At 56.3% G+C, this 15,145-nt stretch carries 13 protein-coding genes; all 13 read left to right on the forward strand.

The genetic code is table 11. The features are described from left to right. Positions 1–18 precede the first annotated feature (18 nt). The 13 genes from JZM30_RS07520 to ftsZ all read left to right on the forward strand — a co-directional run bounded on the left by JZM30_RS07520 (position 19) and on the right by ftsZ (position 15,091). Positions 19–1,782, forward strand: coding sequence for a peptidoglycan glycosyltransferase FtsI (locus JZM30_RS07520; RefSeq protein ID WP_252318224.1), 1,764 nt, complete (start codon positions 19–21; stop codon positions 1,780–1,782). After that, complete coding sequence (gene murE, locus JZM30_RS07525) at positions 1,769–3,256, forward strand: UDP-N-acetylmuramoyl-L-alanyl-D-glutamate--2,6-diaminopimelate ligase (RefSeq protein ID WP_252318225.1); 1,488 nt, start codon at positions 1,769–1,771, stop codon at positions 3,254–3,256. The genes JZM30_RS07520 and murE overlap by 14 nt, the downstream gene beginning before the upstream one ends. Next, positions 3,253–4,614 (forward strand): UDP-N-acetylmuramoyl-tripeptide--D-alanyl-D-alanine ligase, encoded by a 1,362-nt coding sequence (murF, locus tag JZM30_RS07530; protein WP_252318227.1) that lies wholly within the window; start codon positions 3,253–3,255, stop codon positions 4,612–4,614. Before murE ends, murF begins: the two co-directional genes overlap by 4 nt. Further along, positions 4,608–5,690: a phospho-N-acetylmuramoyl-pentapeptide-transferase gene (gene mraY / locus JZM30_RS07535; protein WP_252318228.1), complete on the forward strand. Its 1,083-nt coding sequence runs from the start codon at positions 4,608–4,610 to the stop codon at positions 5,688–5,690. The genes murF and mraY overlap by 7 nt, the downstream gene beginning before the upstream one ends. Before the next feature lie 4 nt (positions 5,691–5,694). After that, positions 5,695–7,011: a UDP-N-acetylmuramoyl-L-alanine--D-glutamate ligase gene (gene murD, locus JZM30_RS07540; RefSeq protein ID WP_252318230.1), complete on the forward strand. Its 1,317-nt coding sequence runs from the start codon at positions 5,695–5,697 to the stop codon at positions 7,009–7,011. Next, on the forward strand, positions 7,011–8,213 hold the full coding sequence (gene ftsW / locus JZM30_RS07545; protein WP_252318231.1) for a cell division protein FtsW: 1,203 nt from the start codon (positions 7,011–7,013) through the stop codon (positions 8,211–8,213). Before murD ends, ftsW begins: the two co-directional genes overlap by 1 nt. Next, the gene (murG, locus tag JZM30_RS07550) at positions 8,210–9,271 is read left to right on the forward strand and encodes an undecaprenyldiphospho-muramoylpentapeptide beta-N-acetylglucosaminyltransferase (protein WP_252318233.1); all 1,062 of its coding nucleotides are present in this window, start codon (positions 8,210–8,212) and stop codon (positions 9,269–9,271) included. The genes ftsW and murG overlap by 4 nt, the downstream gene beginning before the upstream one ends. Before the next feature lie 90 nt (positions 9,272–9,361). After that, positions 9,362–10,822, forward strand: coding sequence for a UDP-N-acetylmuramate--L-alanine ligase (murC, locus tag JZM30_RS07555; protein WP_252318234.1), 1,461 nt, complete (start codon positions 9,362–9,364; stop codon positions 10,820–10,822). A gap of 2 nt (positions 10,823–10,824) precedes the next feature. Then, positions 10,825–11,289, forward strand: a complete 465-nt coding sequence (locus JZM30_RS24650) for a D-alanine--D-alanine ligase (RefSeq protein WP_438801477.1) — start codon at positions 10,825–10,827, stop codon at positions 11,287–11,289. Further along, positions 11,282–11,743: a D-alanine--D-alanine ligase gene (locus JZM30_RS24655; protein WP_438801478.1), complete on the forward strand. Its 462-nt coding sequence runs from the start codon at positions 11,282–11,284 to the stop codon at positions 11,741–11,743. Before JZM30_RS24650 ends, JZM30_RS24655 begins: the two co-directional genes overlap by 8 nt. 1 nt (position 11,744) lies before the next feature. Further along, a complete protein-coding gene (ftsQ, locus tag JZM30_RS07565; RefSeq protein ID WP_252318235.1) occupies positions 11,745–12,620 on the forward strand; it encodes a cell division protein FtsQ in 876 nt (291 codons plus the stop codon). Continuing rightward, positions 12,617–13,873: a cell division protein FtsA gene (gene ftsA, locus JZM30_RS07570; protein ID WP_252318236.1), complete on the forward strand. Its 1,257-nt coding sequence runs from the start codon at positions 12,617–12,619 to the stop codon at positions 13,871–13,873. Before ftsQ ends, ftsA begins: the two co-directional genes overlap by 4 nt. Positions 13,874–13,939: 66 nt before the next feature. Further along, on the forward strand, positions 13,940–15,091 hold the full coding sequence (gene ftsZ, locus JZM30_RS07575; protein ID WP_252318237.1) for a cell division protein FtsZ: 1,152 nt from the start codon (positions 13,940–13,942) through the stop codon (positions 15,089–15,091). The last annotated feature ends 54 nt before the right edge of the window (positions 15,092–15,145 follow it).

Consider the following 15,145-nt stretch of genomic DNA (forward strand, 5'->3'; position numbering starts at 1 on the left):
CATAGGTACTCATTTGGCATGAAAGCAGCGCGAACAGGAAAGTTGAAACGACAGGAAGATAAGGCCAGCTTTGTAAGCTGGCGTTTTGCGTTGCTCTGTACAGGCATACTGTTGGCAATGGTGGGGCTGATGTTGCGCACCGCCTATTTGCAGGTGATCAACCCGGATCAATTGGTACGTGAAGGGGATATGCGCTCCCTGCGTGTGCAGGAGGTTCCCACCGCGCGCGGCATGATCAGCGATCGCGCTGGGCGTCCGTTGGCGGTCAGCGTGCCCGTTAACGCCATCTGGGCCGATCCCAAAGAGTTGAATGAACACGGCGGCGTGTCGCTCGACACCAGCTGGAAAGCGCTTTCTGATGCGCTGGATTTGCCGCTCGATCAGATGGCGGCGAAAATCAACGCTAACCCGAAAGGGCGTTTTGTCTATCTGGCGCGTCAGGTGAACCCCGCTATCGGTGAATATGTTCACAAACTCAAGCTGCCGGGCATTTATCTGCGCCAAGAGTCACGCCGTTACTATCCTGCTGGTCAGGTCACGTCTCACCTGATTGGTTTCACCAATATTGATGGGCATGGCATTGAGGGCGTTGAGAAAAGTTTCGATCGTTGGCTGACCGGGCAACCGGGTGAGCGTACGGTGCGCAAAGACCGTTTTGGTCGCGTGATTGAAGATATCTCTTCCGTTGACAGTCAGGCTGCACACAACCTGATGTTGAGCATTGACGAGCGCCTGCAAGCGTTGGTTTATCGTGAGCTGAACAACGCCGTGGCCTTCAATAATGCCGAATCTGGCACCGCCGTGCTGGTGGATGTCAATACTGGTGAAGTGCTGGCGATGGCTAACAGCCCTTCCTACAATCCGAACAATCTGGCGGGCACCCCCTCCGATGTCATGCGTAACCGCGCTATTACCGACATTTTTGAACCGGGTTCGACGGTAAAACCGATGGTGGTGATGACGGCGCTGCAACGTAACGTTGTCAAAGAAAACAGCCTGCTCAATACCTTGCCCTATTACATCAACTGTCATGAGATCAAAGACGTTGCCCGCTACGCGGAACTGACCCTGACCGGGATACTACAGAAGTCGAGTAACGTCGGTGTTTCACGGCTGGCGTTAGCGATGCCCTCCTCAGCGCTGGTAGACACTTACTCGCGTTTTGGTTTGGGAAAAGCGACCAATTTGGGGTTGGTCGGAGAAAGCAGTGGCTTATACCCTCAAAAACAACGGTGGTCTGACATAGAGAGGGCCACCTTTTCTTTCGGCTATGGATTGATGGTGACGCCGCTGCAACTGGCACGCGTTTACGCCACTATCGGTAGCTATGGCATCTATCGTCCGCTCTCCATTACCAAAGTCGATCCACCAGTGCCGGGGGAACGCATTTTCGCCGAACCTATCGTGCGCACAGTTGTGCATATGATGGAAAGTGTTGCTCTGCCCGGTGGTGGCGGAACCAAGGCTGCGATCAAGGGATACCGTGTTGCCATTAAAACCGGTACGGCAAAAAAAGTGGGACCGGACGGCAAATACATCAATAAATATATTGCCTACACCGCAGGCGTCGCGCCTGCCAGCAACCCGCGCTTTGCGCTGGTGGTGGTGATTAACGATCCTAAGGCGGGTAACTACTATGGTGGTGCGGTTTCTGCGCCGGTGTTCGGCGCCATCATGGGCGGCGTACTGCGCACCATGAACGTTGAGCCGGATGCGCTGCCCGTCGGCGACAAAAATGATTTTGTGATTAACCATAAAGAGGTTTCAGGTGGCAGATCGTAATCTGTGCGATTTACTGGCACCGTGGTTGCAAGATGTCCCACCGCGCCAACTGCGGGAAATGACTCTGGACAGCCGTGTTGCAGCGGCGGGCGATCTGTTTGTGGCCGTAGTTGGCCACAGCGTGGATGGGCGTCGCTATATTCCTCAGGCGATTGCGCAAGGGGTGGCGGCCGTGATCGCAGAGGCAGACGGTGAAGCTGCCGATGGCACGGTACGTGAAATGCACGGCGTTCCGGTTGTGTATCTGAGTAATTTGAACCAACGTTTGTCGGCGTTGGCGGGGCGTTTTTATCAGCAGCCTGCGGAAAAATTACGGCTGGTCGGTGTGACCGGCACCAACGGCAAAACCACAACCACACAGTTGCTGGCCCAATGGAGCCAACTGCTGGGCGATACCAGCGCCGTGATGGGCACTGTGGGTAATGGTCTGTTAGGGCGCGTCAATCCCACAGCGAACACCACGGGCTCAGCCGTCGATATACAGCACGTTCTGAATCAGTTGGTTGAACAAGGCGCGACTTTTGCTGCGATGGAAGTTTCCTCGCACGGCTTGGTACAACATCGCGTTGCCGCGTTGCCGTTTGCGGCGGCGGTTTTCACCAACCTGAGCCGCGACCATCTGGATTACCACGGTGATATGGGAAGCTATGAGGCTGCCAAGTGGTCTCTGTTCTCAGAACATAAAGTGGGTCAGGCGATCATTAATGCCGACGATGAGGTGGGGCGACGCTGGCTGGCGCAGTTGCCGGATGCCGTGGCGGTGACGCTGTACAATAATCTGGTGCCAGGTTGCCGTGGCCGCTGGCTGAAAGCCACCGCCGTCGATTATCACGACGAAGGCGCTTCAATTGCGTTTGACTCTAAATGGGGCAGCGGCCGCATAGAAAGTCGCCTTATGGGTGAATTTAACGTCAGCAATCCGCTAATGGCACTGGCAACGTTACTTTCCCTTGGCTACCCACTGGATAGATTACTGGAAACCGGCGCACAATTGCAGCCGGTTTGCGGTCGCATGGAAGTGTTTAAAGCACCGGGTAAACCGACTGTGATTGTGGACTACGCCCACACGCCGGATGCGCTGGAGAAAGCGCTGGCGGCGGCGCGTCCGCATTGCTCCGGTCAACTGTGGTGCGTATTTGGTTGCGGCGGCGATCGTGACAAAGGTAAGCGCCCACTTATGGGGGCCATCGCGGAACAACTGGCCGATCGCGTTGTGGTGACGGACGATAACCCCAGGAGCGAAGAGCCGCAGGCTATCGTGAAAGACATTCTTGCCGGTTTGGTGGATGCCGGACGAGCACTGGCGGTGCATGGTCGCGCTGAAGCGGTGACCAGTGCCATTATGCAGGCCAACGTGGACGATATTGTGTTGATTGCAGGTAAAGGCCATGAAGATTATCAACTGGTGGGCAATCAGCGTCTCGATTATTCCGATCGCGTGACTGCCGCGCGTCTGCTGGGGGTTATCGCATGATTCGCGTTACGTTGCAGCAACTGGCCACGGCGTTAAATGCCACACTCCTGGGTGAGGATGTGGCGGTGGAAACAGTGTGCACCGATACCCGAAAATTGACGCCGGGCTGCCTGTTTATCGCTCTGCGCGATGAAAAGTTTGATGCCCATGATTATGCCCATCAGGCAGTACGCGGTGGTGCGGCGGCTCTGTTGGTCAGTAAGCACTTACCTATCGACGTGCCACAACTGTTGGTGGGGGATACCCGTCTGGCCTTGGGCGAACTGGGTGCCTGGATGCGTCGCCAATCTTCTGCGCGCGTGGTGGCACTGACCGGTTCTTCCGGCAAAACCTCCGTCAAGGAGATGACGGCAGCGATTTTGCGTCAGTGTGGTGACGTGCTTTACACCGACGGCAATTTCAATAATGACATTGGCGTGCCGTTAACGCTGCTGCGCCTCACCCTTGATCATCGCTTTGCGGTGATTGAGTTGGGAGCTAACCATATTGGCGAGATTGCCTATGCCACCAATCTGGTACGTCCGGATAGCGCGCTGGTGAATAACCTGGCAGCCGCACATCTGGAAGGGTTTGGATCGTTGGACGGCGTAGCGCGCGCCAAAGGGGAGATCTTTAACGGTTTGCCCACCAAGGGTATTGCGGTGATTAACGCCGACAGCAATGACCTGACGCGGTGGCACGACGTGCTGCGCGACAAAACAGTATGGCAATTTTCACCGCAGCAAGGTGAATACACAGACTACTACGCCAGCGATATTCGCAATGAAGGTGGGGGCTCCCTGTTTGAACTCCATACGCCGTTTGGCGCGCTGGAGATCAACGTGCCGCTGCCGGGTCGACATAACGTGGCAAACGCGCTGGCGGCTGCCGCATTGGCGATGTCCGTAGGTGCAGGGCTGCAGCAGGTAAAAGACGGGCTGGCGCAGCTCAAGGCCGTGCCGGGGCGCTTGTTCCCCATCATGCTGGCGGCAAAAAAACTGCTGCTGGACGACAGCTACAACGCCAATGTGGGGTCGATGACTGCGGCGGTGCACACGCTGGCGGAGATGCCGGGCTACCGCGTACTGGTGGTTGGCGACATGGGTGAACTTGGCGAGGATGCCGAGGCGTGTCATCAGAAGGTGGGCGAAGTGGCGCGTGACGCAGGCATTGATACGGTGTTGAGTATTGGCACCTTGAGTCAGGCCATCAGCCTCACCAGTGAACGTGGTGAACATTTTTCCGATCGGACCGCATTGATCGCGCGTTTGCAAACGTTGCTGTCGGCGCATGGCACGATCAGCATTTTGGTTAAAGGCTCCCGGAGTTCTGCGATGGAGCATGTGGTACACGCATTACAGGAGAATACAGCATGTTAGTGTGGCTGGCCGAACATCTGGTCAAGTTTTATTCCGGCTTTAACGTCTTCTCGTATTTGACGTTTCGCGCCATTGTCAGCCTGCTGACCGCGTTAGTGATCTCCTTGTGGATGGGACCGCATCTGATCGCCTGGCTGCAAAAATTGCAGATCGGGCAAGTGGTGCGCAATGAAGGGCCTGAATCTCATTTCAGCAAACGCGGCACGCCAACCATGGGCGGTGTCATGATTCTGGCAGCGATCATCGTTTCGGTACTGCTGTGGTCCAACTTGTCCAACCCCTATGTGTGGTGTGTGCTGCTGGTGCTGCTAGGCTACGGTATCGTCGGTTTTGTCGATGATTACCGCAAAGTGGTACGCAAAGACACCAAAGGGTTGATCGCGCGCTGGAAATATTTCTGGCAATCGCTGATTGCGCTGGCGGTGGCGTTTACCATGTATGCCATCGGCAAAGGCACACCGGCCACGCAGTTAGTGGTACCGTTCTTTAAAGATGTGATGCCGCAACTGGGTCTGCTCTACATTTTGCTGACCTACTTTGTCATCGTCGGCACCAGTAACGCGGTCAACCTCACTGACGGACTGGATGGTTTGGCGATTATGCCGACCGTGTTTGTTGCCGCTGGTTTTGCGCTGGTGGCGTGGGCGACGGGCAATATGAATTTTGCCGGTTACCTGCATATCCCTTATATCCGCCACGCCAGTGAACTGGTGATCGTCTGTACGGCGATCGTCGGCGCGGGCCTGGGTTTCCTGTGGTTTAACACCTATCCGGCGCAGGTATTTATGGGCGATGTCGGCTCACTGGCGCTCGGCGGCGCGTTGGGCACCATTGCCGTCCTGCTGCGTCAGGAATTCTTGCTGGTGATTATGGGCGGGGTGTTCGTGGTTGAAACCCTGTCGGTGATCCTTCAGGTCGGTTCATTCAAGCTACGCGGGCAGCGTATCTTCCGCATGGCACCGATTCACCATCACTATGAACTTAAAGGGTGGCCAGAGCCGCGCGTGATTGTGCGTTTTTGGATTATTTCGCTGATGCTGGTGCTGATTGGCCTGGCAACGCTGAAGGTACGGTAACACTATGATGGGCTATCAGGGTAAAAACGTTGTCATTATTGGCCTGGGGATAACCGGGCTTTCCTGTGTTGATTTCTTCCTGACGCGCGGTGTGACGCCGCGCGTGGTGGATACCCGTGTTAGTCAGCCTGGTTTGGATAAGTTGCCTGCCGAGGTTGATCGCCACCTTGGTTCGTTAAATGAAGAGTGGCTGTTAGCGGCTGACCTGATCGTCGTCAGCCCCGGTATTGCACTGGCAACACCCGCGCTGGCCGATGCCGCCGCCGCAGGCGTAGAGATTGTGGGCGATATCGAGTTGTTCTGCCGTGAAGCGCAGGCACCGATTTTGGCGATCACTGGCTCCAACGGTAAAAGTACGGTCACTACGCTGGTCGGCGAAATGGCTGAGGCAGCCGGTTGGTTGGTCGGTGTCGGCGGAAATATTGGCCTGCCGGCGCTGACGCTGCTGAAACAGCCGTGCCAACTGTATGTTCTGGAGCTGTCGAGCTTCCAATTGGAAACCACGTCCAGCCTGCGCGCCGCCGCTGCCAGCATTCTCAACGTTACGGAAGATCATACCAACCGCTATCCGTTTGGTATCCAACAGTATCGTGCTGCCAAGTTACGTATCTATGACCATGCGCAGGTGTGTGTGGTGAATGCTGATGACGCGCTAACTATGCCGATCAAAGGCGCTGACGCACGCTGCATCAGCTTTGGCGTGGATGTGGGCGACTATCACCTCAACACCCAGCAGGGCGAAACCTGGTTGCGTGTGAAAGGCGAGCACGTTTTGAATACCAAAGAGATTTACCTGGTGGGGCAACATAACCACATCAACGCGCTGGCGGCGCTGGCATTGGCGGATGCGGTGGGAATTCCTCGCGCGCCAGCGTTAACGACACTCACCACCTTTACCGGTTTGCCGCACCGTTTCCAGTGCGTGTTGCAGCGTAACGGCGTGCGCTGGATTAACGATTCCAAAGCAACCAACGTTGGTAGCACTGAAGCGGCGCTGAACGGATTACACGTTAAAGGCACGCTGCACTTGCTGTTAGGCGGCGACGTTAAGTCAGCCGATTTTTCGCCGCTGCTGCGTTATGTCCAGGGTGACAATATTCGCCTGTATTGCTTCGGGCTTGATGGCGCCCAACTGGCGGCGTTGCGTCCAGAGATAGCAGAGCAAACCGAGACTATGGAGCAAACTCTGCGCGTTATTGCCACGCGCGTCGAACCGGGCGATCTGGTACTGCTGTCTCCGGCGTGTGCCAGCCTCGATCAGTTCAAGAGCTTCGAACAGCGTGGCGATGAGTTCGCCCGATTGGCGGAGGAACTTGGCTGATGCGTTTTATTGGGCTGCCAGTGATTGAACGACTGAAAGGCTGGGTCATGGGGACGCGGGAAAGCGATGTGCAGAGCATCGTGATGTATGACCGCACTATGCTCTGGCTGACGTTCGGGCTGGCCGTCATCGGGTTCGTAATGGTGACCTCGGCATCCATGCCTGTGGGGCAGCGCCTGACCAGCGACCCGTTCTTTTTTACCAAGCGGGACGCGTTTTACCTTGGTCTGGCATTTGCGTTGGCGTTGATCACCATGCGCGTGCCGATGGAAGTCTGGCAGCGTTACAGCCCGATATTACTGCTGCTCACACTGGTGATGCTCCTGGTGGTGCTGGTGGTCGGCAGTTCGGTAAATGGTGCTTCACGCTGGATTGCGCTAGGGCCACTGCGTGTGCAGCCTGCGGAGTTGTCGAAGCTGGCGCTGTTTTGCTACCTCTCCAGCTACATGGTGCGCAAGGTAGAGGAAGTTCGTAACAACTTCTGGGGCTTTTGCAAACCGATGGGCGTGATGGTGGTGCTGGCCGTTCTACTGCTGGCGCAGCCAGATCTGGGAACGGTGGTTGTGCTGTTTATCACCACGCTGGCGATGCTGTTTTTGGCTGGTGCCAAGCTGTGGCAGTTTCTCGCCATCATTGGCTGCGGCATGTTTGCCGTCGGTTTGCTGATTGTGGCGGAACCCTACCGTATGCGCCGCGTGACGTCGTTTTGGAATCCGTGGGAAGATCCGTTTGGCAGTGGCTACCAGTTAACCCAGTCGCTGATGGCATTTGGCCGCGGCGAGCTGTGGGGGCAAGGATTAGGGAACTCGGTGCAGAAACTGGAGTATTTACCGGAAGCGCACACCGACTTTATTTTTTCCATTTTAGGCGAAGAGCTCGGCTATATCGGTGTGGTTTTGGCGTTGTTAATGATATTCTTCGTCGCTTTTCGGGCCATGTCCATCGGCAAGCGCGCGTTGGAGATCGATCAGCGATTTTCCGGCTTTTTGGCATGTTCTATCGGCATCTGGTTTAGTTTCCAAACGCTGGTAAACGTAGGTGCTGCTGCGGGAATGTTACCCACCAAAGGGCTGACGCTGCCGTTAATCAGTTACGGTGGCTCGAGTTTGATCATCATGTCGACCGCCATTGTGTTGCTGTTGCGGATCGATTTTGAGACGCGCCTGACCAAGGCGCAGGCGTTCACGAGGAGTGCCAAATGAGTGGCAAAGGTAAGCGATTGATGGTGATGGCAGGTGGCACCGGAGGACATGTCTTCCCGGGGCTGGCGGTCGCACATCATTTGATGGCGCATGGTTGGCAGGTTCGTTGGCTGGGAACTGCCGATCGCATGGAAGCCGATTTGGTGCCAAAAAACGGCATTAAGATTGATTTTATTCGTATTTCCGGTTTGCGCGGCAAAGGCATTACGGCGCAACTGTGTGCACCATTGCGGATTTATCGCGCGGTGCGTCAGGCGCAAGCGATCATGAAACACTATCAACCGGACGTGGTGCTGGGCATGGGCGGCTATGTGTCTGGACCGGGCGGTCTCGCTGCGTGGTTATGCGGTATCCCGGTGGTGCTGCATGAGCAAAACGGCATTGCGGGATTAACCAACCGCTGGCTATCGCGCATTGCGCGCAAGGTATTACAGGCTTTTCCCGGTGCGTTTCCCAACGCTGACGTGGTGGGCAACCCGGTTCGTACCGATGTGTTGGCGTTGCCTACACCCGATGAACGTTTGGCCGGGCGTGAAGGCCCGATCCGTGTGCTGGTGGTGGGCGGAAGCCAAGGGGCTCGGGTGCTAAACCGCACGTTGCCGGACGTGGCCGCGCGACTGGGTGCTAACGTCACTGTCTGGCACCAGACGGGCAAAGGCGCGTTGGCTGAGGTACAGCAGGCTTATGCAGCAGGTGTGCCGCAGCATAAAGTCACCGAATTTATTGATGACATGGCGCAAGCCTACAGTTGGGCCGACGTGGTGGTGTGCCGCTCTGGTGCGCTTACCGTCAGTGAAATTGCCGCCGCCGGTTTGCCTGCGCTGTTTGTGCCCTTTCAGCATAAAGACCGGCAGCAATATTGGAATGCGCTGCCGCTGGAACAAGCAGGTGCGGCCAAAATTATTGAGCAGTCGGCACTGAGTGTTGATGCAGTAAGCGATGTGCTGTCCGGTTGGGATCGTGCCACGTTGCGCGATATGGCACAGCGTGCCCGTTCCGTGGCGATGCCGGATGCCACTGAACGCGTGGCTGCCGAAGTGGCCGCTGCCGCGCAGTAAGGTGCGGCTGACAGAATAGAATGCATGTGTGCAGGTCGTCTCCCCATGACAAATGAATGAAGTACAAGTGAAAAGGTAGCGGTAGAAAAAGTGAATACACAGCAATTGGCAAAACTGCGTTCCATCGTGCCCGAAATGCATTGCGTGCGGCACATCCATTTTGTCGGCATCGGTGGTGCTGGCATGGGCGGTATTGCCGAAGTGTTAGCGAACGAAGGATACCACATCAGCGGCTCTGACCTGGCACCGAACGCGGTGACGCAGCAGTTGGCGGCGCTGGGGGCGCAGATCTATTTTCATCATCGTCCTGAGAACGTGAAAGATGCCAGCGTAGTGGTGGTATCCAGCGCCATCAGCGCAGATAATCCGGAAATCGTTGCGGCCCATGAGGCGCGTATTCCGGTGATCCGTCGCGCCGAAATGCTGGCCGAATTAATGCGTTTTCGCCACGGTATAGCGATTGCCGGAACTCACGGCAAAACCACGACCACCGCGATGGTCGCCAGTATTTATGCCGAGGCGGGTCTGGATCCGACCTTTGTCAACGGCGGGTTGGTGAAAGCTGCGGGTGTGCATGCGCGCCTGGGCTCCAGCCGTTACCTGATTGCGGAAGCGGACGAAAGCGATGCGTCCTTCCTGCATCTGCAACCGATGGTGGCGATTGTCACCAATATCGAAGCAGATCATATGGATACCTATCAGGGAGATTTTGAAAATTTAAAGCAGACGTTCATCAACTTTTTGCACAATCTGCCGTTTTATGGCCGTGCGGTGATGTGCGTGGACGATGCGGTGATCCGTGAATTGCTGCCGCGCGTAGGGCGTCATATCACCACCTACGGTTTTAGCGACGACGCCGATGTGCGCGTGGCGGAGTACCGTCAGTCCGGTGCACAGGGGCACTTTACGCTGGCGCGTCAGGGTAAGCCGCTGTTGCAGGTTACGCTGAATGCACCGGGCCGCCATAACGCGTTGAACGCAGCAGCAGCGGTTGCCGTGGCGACGGAAGAGGGCATTGATGACGCGGCAATCTTGCGCGCACTGTCCAGTTTTCAGGGAACCGGGCGTCGTTTCGATTTCCTGGGCGAATTCCCGCTGGATGCGGTAAATGGCAGCGCAGGCAGTGTGATGTTGGTGGATGACTACGGCCACCATCCGACAGAAGTGGATGCGACGATCAAAGCCGCTCGTGCCGGTTGGCCGGATAAACGCGTGGTGATGGTGTTTCAGCCGCACCGCTACACGCGTACGCGCGATCTGTATGACGATTTTGCCCACGTGCTGTCGCAAGTGGATGTGTTGCTGATGCTGGATGTGTACTCGGCGGGAGAAAGCCCCATTCCTGGTGCTGATAGTCGCTCGCTGTGCCGTACCATTCGTGGACGCGGTAAGGTCGATCCGATTCTGGTTACCGATCCGGATATGCTGGCCACGTTGCTGGCGCCGACGTTACACGATAGCGATCTGGTGCTGATTCAAGGCGCGGGCAATGTGGGTAAGCTGGCGCGTAAACTGGCGGATACCAGCTTACAACCTCTGGTTACGGAGTGAGTATGGCGGAAAAAGTGGCAGTGCTGCTGGGAGGGACATCGGCGGAGCGTGATGTGTCACTGCGTTCCGGTCAGGCGTTGGTTGCCGGGCTAAAAGAGGCTGGGGTTAATGCCGAAGCCGTTGACCAGCGCGATTTTCCGGTCACTCGCCTGAAAGAGGCAGGGTTTGACAAAGTGTTTATCGCCCTGCACGGTCGCGGCGGTGAAGACGGCACGCTGCAAGTGGTATTGGAGTTTTTGCAGTTGCCTTACACCGGCAGTGGGGTGATGGTGTCGGCGCTGACCATGGGTAAGTGGCGCACCAAGCTGGTGTGGCAGTCGTTGGGATTACCGATAGCCCCTTATGTCGCGTTGACGCGGGCACAGTATAACGCGTTAACGTCTGAGCAGTTGCAGTCAGCCTGCGCGCACCTCGGGTTGCCGCTGATCGTGAAACCGAGCCGTGAGGGTTCCCGTCGGTATGAGTAAAGTGACGCAGCAAGAGGAACTGGTGACGGCGCTGGATACCGCGTTTCAGTATGACGACGATGTGCTGGTTGAGAAGTGGCTGAGTGGGCCGGAGTACACGGTGGCGCTGTTAGGCGAGACGATTCTGCCCTTGATTCGTATTCAGGCGGCGGGCGCGTTTTACGATTATGACGCGAAGTACCTCTCTGACGAGACGCAGTATTTTTGTCCCAGTGGGCTGCTGGCAGAGCAGGAACAGGCCATCGGTGTACTAGCACAAGCGGCCTTTGCGGCATTGGGATGTCGCGGCTGGGGACGCGTTGACCTGATGCTGGACGCGGACGGGGCGTTTTACCTGTTGGAGGTGAACACCTCGCCCGGTATGACGGATCACAGCCTGGTACCGATGGCTGCCAGGCAGCACGGGATGAGCTTCTCGCAGCTCGTCGCGCAGATCCTGGCCTCGGCTGTTTGATATGTCGCAGGCGGTGCGGAATTTGCGCGGACGCGACGAAGAGCCAAAAGGCGGGCGTCGCAGTAACGGTGGGCAGTTGGCCGGATTGTTGTTCCTGCTGATGGTGCTGGGCACCATCCTGTGGGGCGGCTGGATGGTGTTGCAGTGGATGAAGGATGCCAGTCGGTTACCGCTTTCTCGTTTGGTGGTTACCGGTGAGCGGCACTACACCACCCATGATGATATTCGCCAGGCGATATTGTCGCTGGGCGCGCCGGGCACCTTTATGACGCAGGATGTGGATGTTATCCAACAGCAGATTGAACGTCTGCCGTGGATCAAACAGGCCAGCGTGCGTAAGCAGTGGCCTGACGAATTAAAGATTCATCTGGTTGAATATGTGCCCGTAGCGCGGTGGAATGACCAACTGATGGTGGATGCAGAAGGAAATTCCTTCAGCGTGCCCGCCGAAAGGGTCGGTAATCGCAAAATGCCGTTGCTGTACGGGCCAGAAGGCAGTGAAAACGATGTGCTGGAAGGCTACCGCACCATGAGTCAGGTGTTGGCGAGCAGTAAGATGACATTAAAAATGGTGGCGATGAGTGCACGGCATTCGTGGCAGTTGGGGCTGGAAGATGACATCCGTCTGGAATTGGGGCGTGATGAACGGGCCCGGCGTTTGGAACGTTTTCTTGAGCTTTACCCGCTGTTGCAGCGGCAGGCTCAGAACGACAACAAACGTGTTAGCTACGTGGACTTACGTTACGACACCGGTGCCGCGGTAGGATGGGCGCCGCCTCTGCTGGATCAGCAGCATGGAAATGCTCAGCGAAAAGACGTTGATCAAAAACAGAACGGTAATCAGCAACAGAATCAGGCACAGGCTAAACAACAATGATCAAGTCGACGGACAGAAAACTGGTAGTTGGGCTGGAAATCGGTACAGCAAAAGTGGCTACACTGGTAGGGGAAGTTCTGTCCGATGGCATGGTCAATATCATCGGCGTGGGCAGTTGTCCGTCACGCGGGATGGATAAAGGCGGCGTTAACGATTTGGAGTCCGTTGTAAAATGTGTACAGCGGACCATCGACCAGGCCGAACTGATGGCGGATTGTCAAATTTCTTCCGTCTATCTGGCGCTGTCGGGCAAGCACATCAGTTGCCAGAATGAAATCGGTATCGTGCCGATTTCGGAAGAAGAAGTGACGCAGGATGACGTCGAGAGCGTGGTGCACACGGCGAAATCTGTGCGCGTGCGCGATGAACACCGTATTTTGCATGTGATTCCGCAAGAGTACGCCATTGATTACCAGGAAGGGATCAAGAACCCGATTGGGCTTTCCGGCGTGCGCATGCAGGCAAAGGTGCATTTGATCACCTGCCATAACGATATGGCGAAAAACATTGTCAAAGCCGTAGAGCGCTGCGGTTTGAAAGTGGATCAACTGATTTTCGCCGGCCTGGCTTCCAGCTATGCCGTGCTGACAGAAGATGAGCGCGAGTTGGGCGTTTGCGTGGTGGATATCGGTGGTGGCACCATGGATATCGCGGTCTATACCGGCGGTGCGCTGCGCCACACCAAAGTGATCCCTTACGCGGGCAATGTGGTGACCAGCGACATCTCTTATGCATTTGGCACGCCGCCCACGGATGCGGAAGCCATCAAGGTACGCCACGGTTGTGCATTAGGCGCGATTGTCAGCAAAGACGAAAATCTGGAAGTACCGAGCGTTGGCGGTCGGCCGCCACGCAGTCTGCAACGACAGACGCTGGCAGAAGTGATTGAACCGCGTTACACAGAATTGCTCAATTTGGTGAACGATGAAATTTTGCAATTGCAGGAGCAACTACGTCAGCAGGGCGTGAAGCACCATTTGGCCGCCGGCATTGTGCTGACAGGCGGTGCCGCTCAGATCGACGGGCTGGTTGATTGCGCCAAGCGCGTATTCCACACGCAGGTGCGTATCGGCCAGCCACTGAATATAACAGGCTTAACGGATTATGCGCAGGAGCCCTTCTACTCAACGGCGGTTGGGCTGCTGCATTACGGCAAAGAGTCTCACCTGGGCGGTGAGCACGAAGTAGAAAAACGTGGCTCAGTGGGCAATTGGTTTAAACGCATCAGTAGCTGGCTGAGAAAGGAATTTTAATGTTTATCAGAGACCGTGTGGCACACTTTACGGTCTCGCGGTACAGGCACAAAACGGAGAGAAATTATGTTTGAACCAATGGAGTTAACCAACGACGCGGTGATTAAAGTCATCGGCGTCGGCGGTGGCGGCGGTAACGCAGTCGAACATATGGTGCGCGAGCGCATCGAAGGTGTCGAATTCTTCGCAGTGAATACCGATGCGCAGGCACTGCGCAAGACTGCGGTGGGTCAGACTATTCAGATTGGTAGCGGCATCACCAAAGGGCTGGGCGCAGGTGCCAACCCGGAAGTGGGTCGTAACTCGGCGGAAGAAGACCGTGAAGCGCTGCGCGCTGCGCTTGATGGCGCGGACATGGTGTTCATCGCTGCCGGTATGGGCGGCGGTACCGGCACCGGTGCAGCCCCAGTGGTGGCTGAAGTGGCAAAGGATCTCGGTATCCTGACGGTTGCGGTTGTGACCAAGCCCTTCAACTTCGAAGGCAAAAAACGCATGGCGTTTGCCGAGCAGGGGATTGCTGAGCTGTCCAAACATGTGGATTCGCTCATCACCATCCCTAACGACAAACTGCTGAAAGTGCTGGGTCGCGGTATTTCTTTGCTGGATGCGTTCGGTGCAGCGAACGATGTACTGAAAGGCGCTGTCCAAGGTATTGCCGAACTGATTACCCGTCCGGGCCTAATGAACGTGGACTTTGCGGACGTGCGCACCGTGATGTCAGAAATGGGTTATGCCATGATGGGGTCTGGCGTGGTGTGCGGTGAAGACCGTGCCGAAGAAGCGGCTGAGATGGCGATTTCCAGCCCGCTGCTGGAAGATATCGACCTGTCTGGTGCGCGTGGCGTGTTGGTCAACATCACGGCGGGCTTTGACCTGCGTCTGGATGAGTTCGAAACCGTGGGTAACACCATTCGTGCGTTCGCCTCTGACAATGCCACCGTGGTGATTGGTACCTCGTTGGATCCGGACATGAACGACGAACTGCGCGTCACCGTGGTGGCGACCGGTATCGGCATGGACAAGCGTCCGGAAATTACGCTGGTGACCAACAAGCAAGCCAGCCAACCGGTTATGGATCACCGTTATCAGCAGCACGGTATGACGCCGCTGACGCAGGAAAAACCGGCGGCCAAGGTGGTTAATGACCAAACGGTACAAACTAACAAAGAGCCTGACTATTTGGATATTCCCGCATTTTTGCGCAAACAAGCGGACTAACCTCCGCTTTATGATTGGAATCTCCGCTCTTTGTGCTAAACTGTCCCGCCGAGC

It is taken from the genome of Candidatus Symbiopectobacterium endolongispinus (assembly GCF_018777385.1).
GTDB classification, from domain to species: Bacteria; Pseudomonadota; Gammaproteobacteria; order Enterobacterales; family Enterobacteriaceae; genus Symbiopectobacterium; species Symbiopectobacterium endolongispinus.

Bases quoted from the DNA above. Each gene is read 5' to 3' on its own strand.
- murD (WP_252318230.1), top strand. From the start codon at position 5,695: ATGATGGGCTATCAGGGTAAAAACGTTGTCATTATTGGCCTGGGGATA.
- ftsZ (WP_252318237.1), top strand. From the start codon at position 13,940: ATGTTTGAACCAATGGAGTTAACCAACGACGCGGTGATTAAAGTCATC.
- murF (WP_252318227.1), top strand. From the start codon at position 3,253: ATGATTCGCGTTACGTTGCAGCAACTGGCCACGGCGTTAAATGCCACA.
- JZM30_RS07520 (WP_252318224.1), top strand. From the start codon at position 19: ATGAAAGCAGCGCGAACAGGAAAGTTGAAACGACAGGAAGATAAGGCC.
- ftsA (WP_252318236.1), top strand. From the start codon at position 12,617: ATGATCAAGTCGACGGACAGAAAACTGGTAGTTGGGCTGGAAATCGGT.
- JZM30_RS24655 (WP_438801478.1), top strand. From the start codon at position 11,282: ATGAGTAAAGTGACGCAGCAAGAGGAACTGGTGACGGCGCTGGATACC.
- ftsQ (WP_252318235.1), top strand. From the start codon at position 11,745: ATGTCGCAGGCGGTGCGGAATTTGCGCGGACGCGACGAAGAGCCAAAA.
- JZM30_RS24650 (WP_438801477.1), top strand. From the start codon at position 10,825: ATGGCGGAAAAAGTGGCAGTGCTGCTGGGAGGGACATCGGCGGAGCGT.
- mraY (WP_252318228.1), top strand. From the start codon at position 4,608: ATGTTAGTGTGGCTGGCCGAACATCTGGTCAAGTTTTATTCCGGCTTT.
- murG (WP_252318233.1), top strand. From the start codon at position 8,210: ATGAGTGGCAAAGGTAAGCGATTGATGGTGATGGCAGGTGGCACCGGA.
- ftsW (WP_252318231.1), top strand. From the start codon at position 7,011: ATGCGTTTTATTGGGCTGCCAGTGATTGAACGACTGAAAGGCTGGGTC.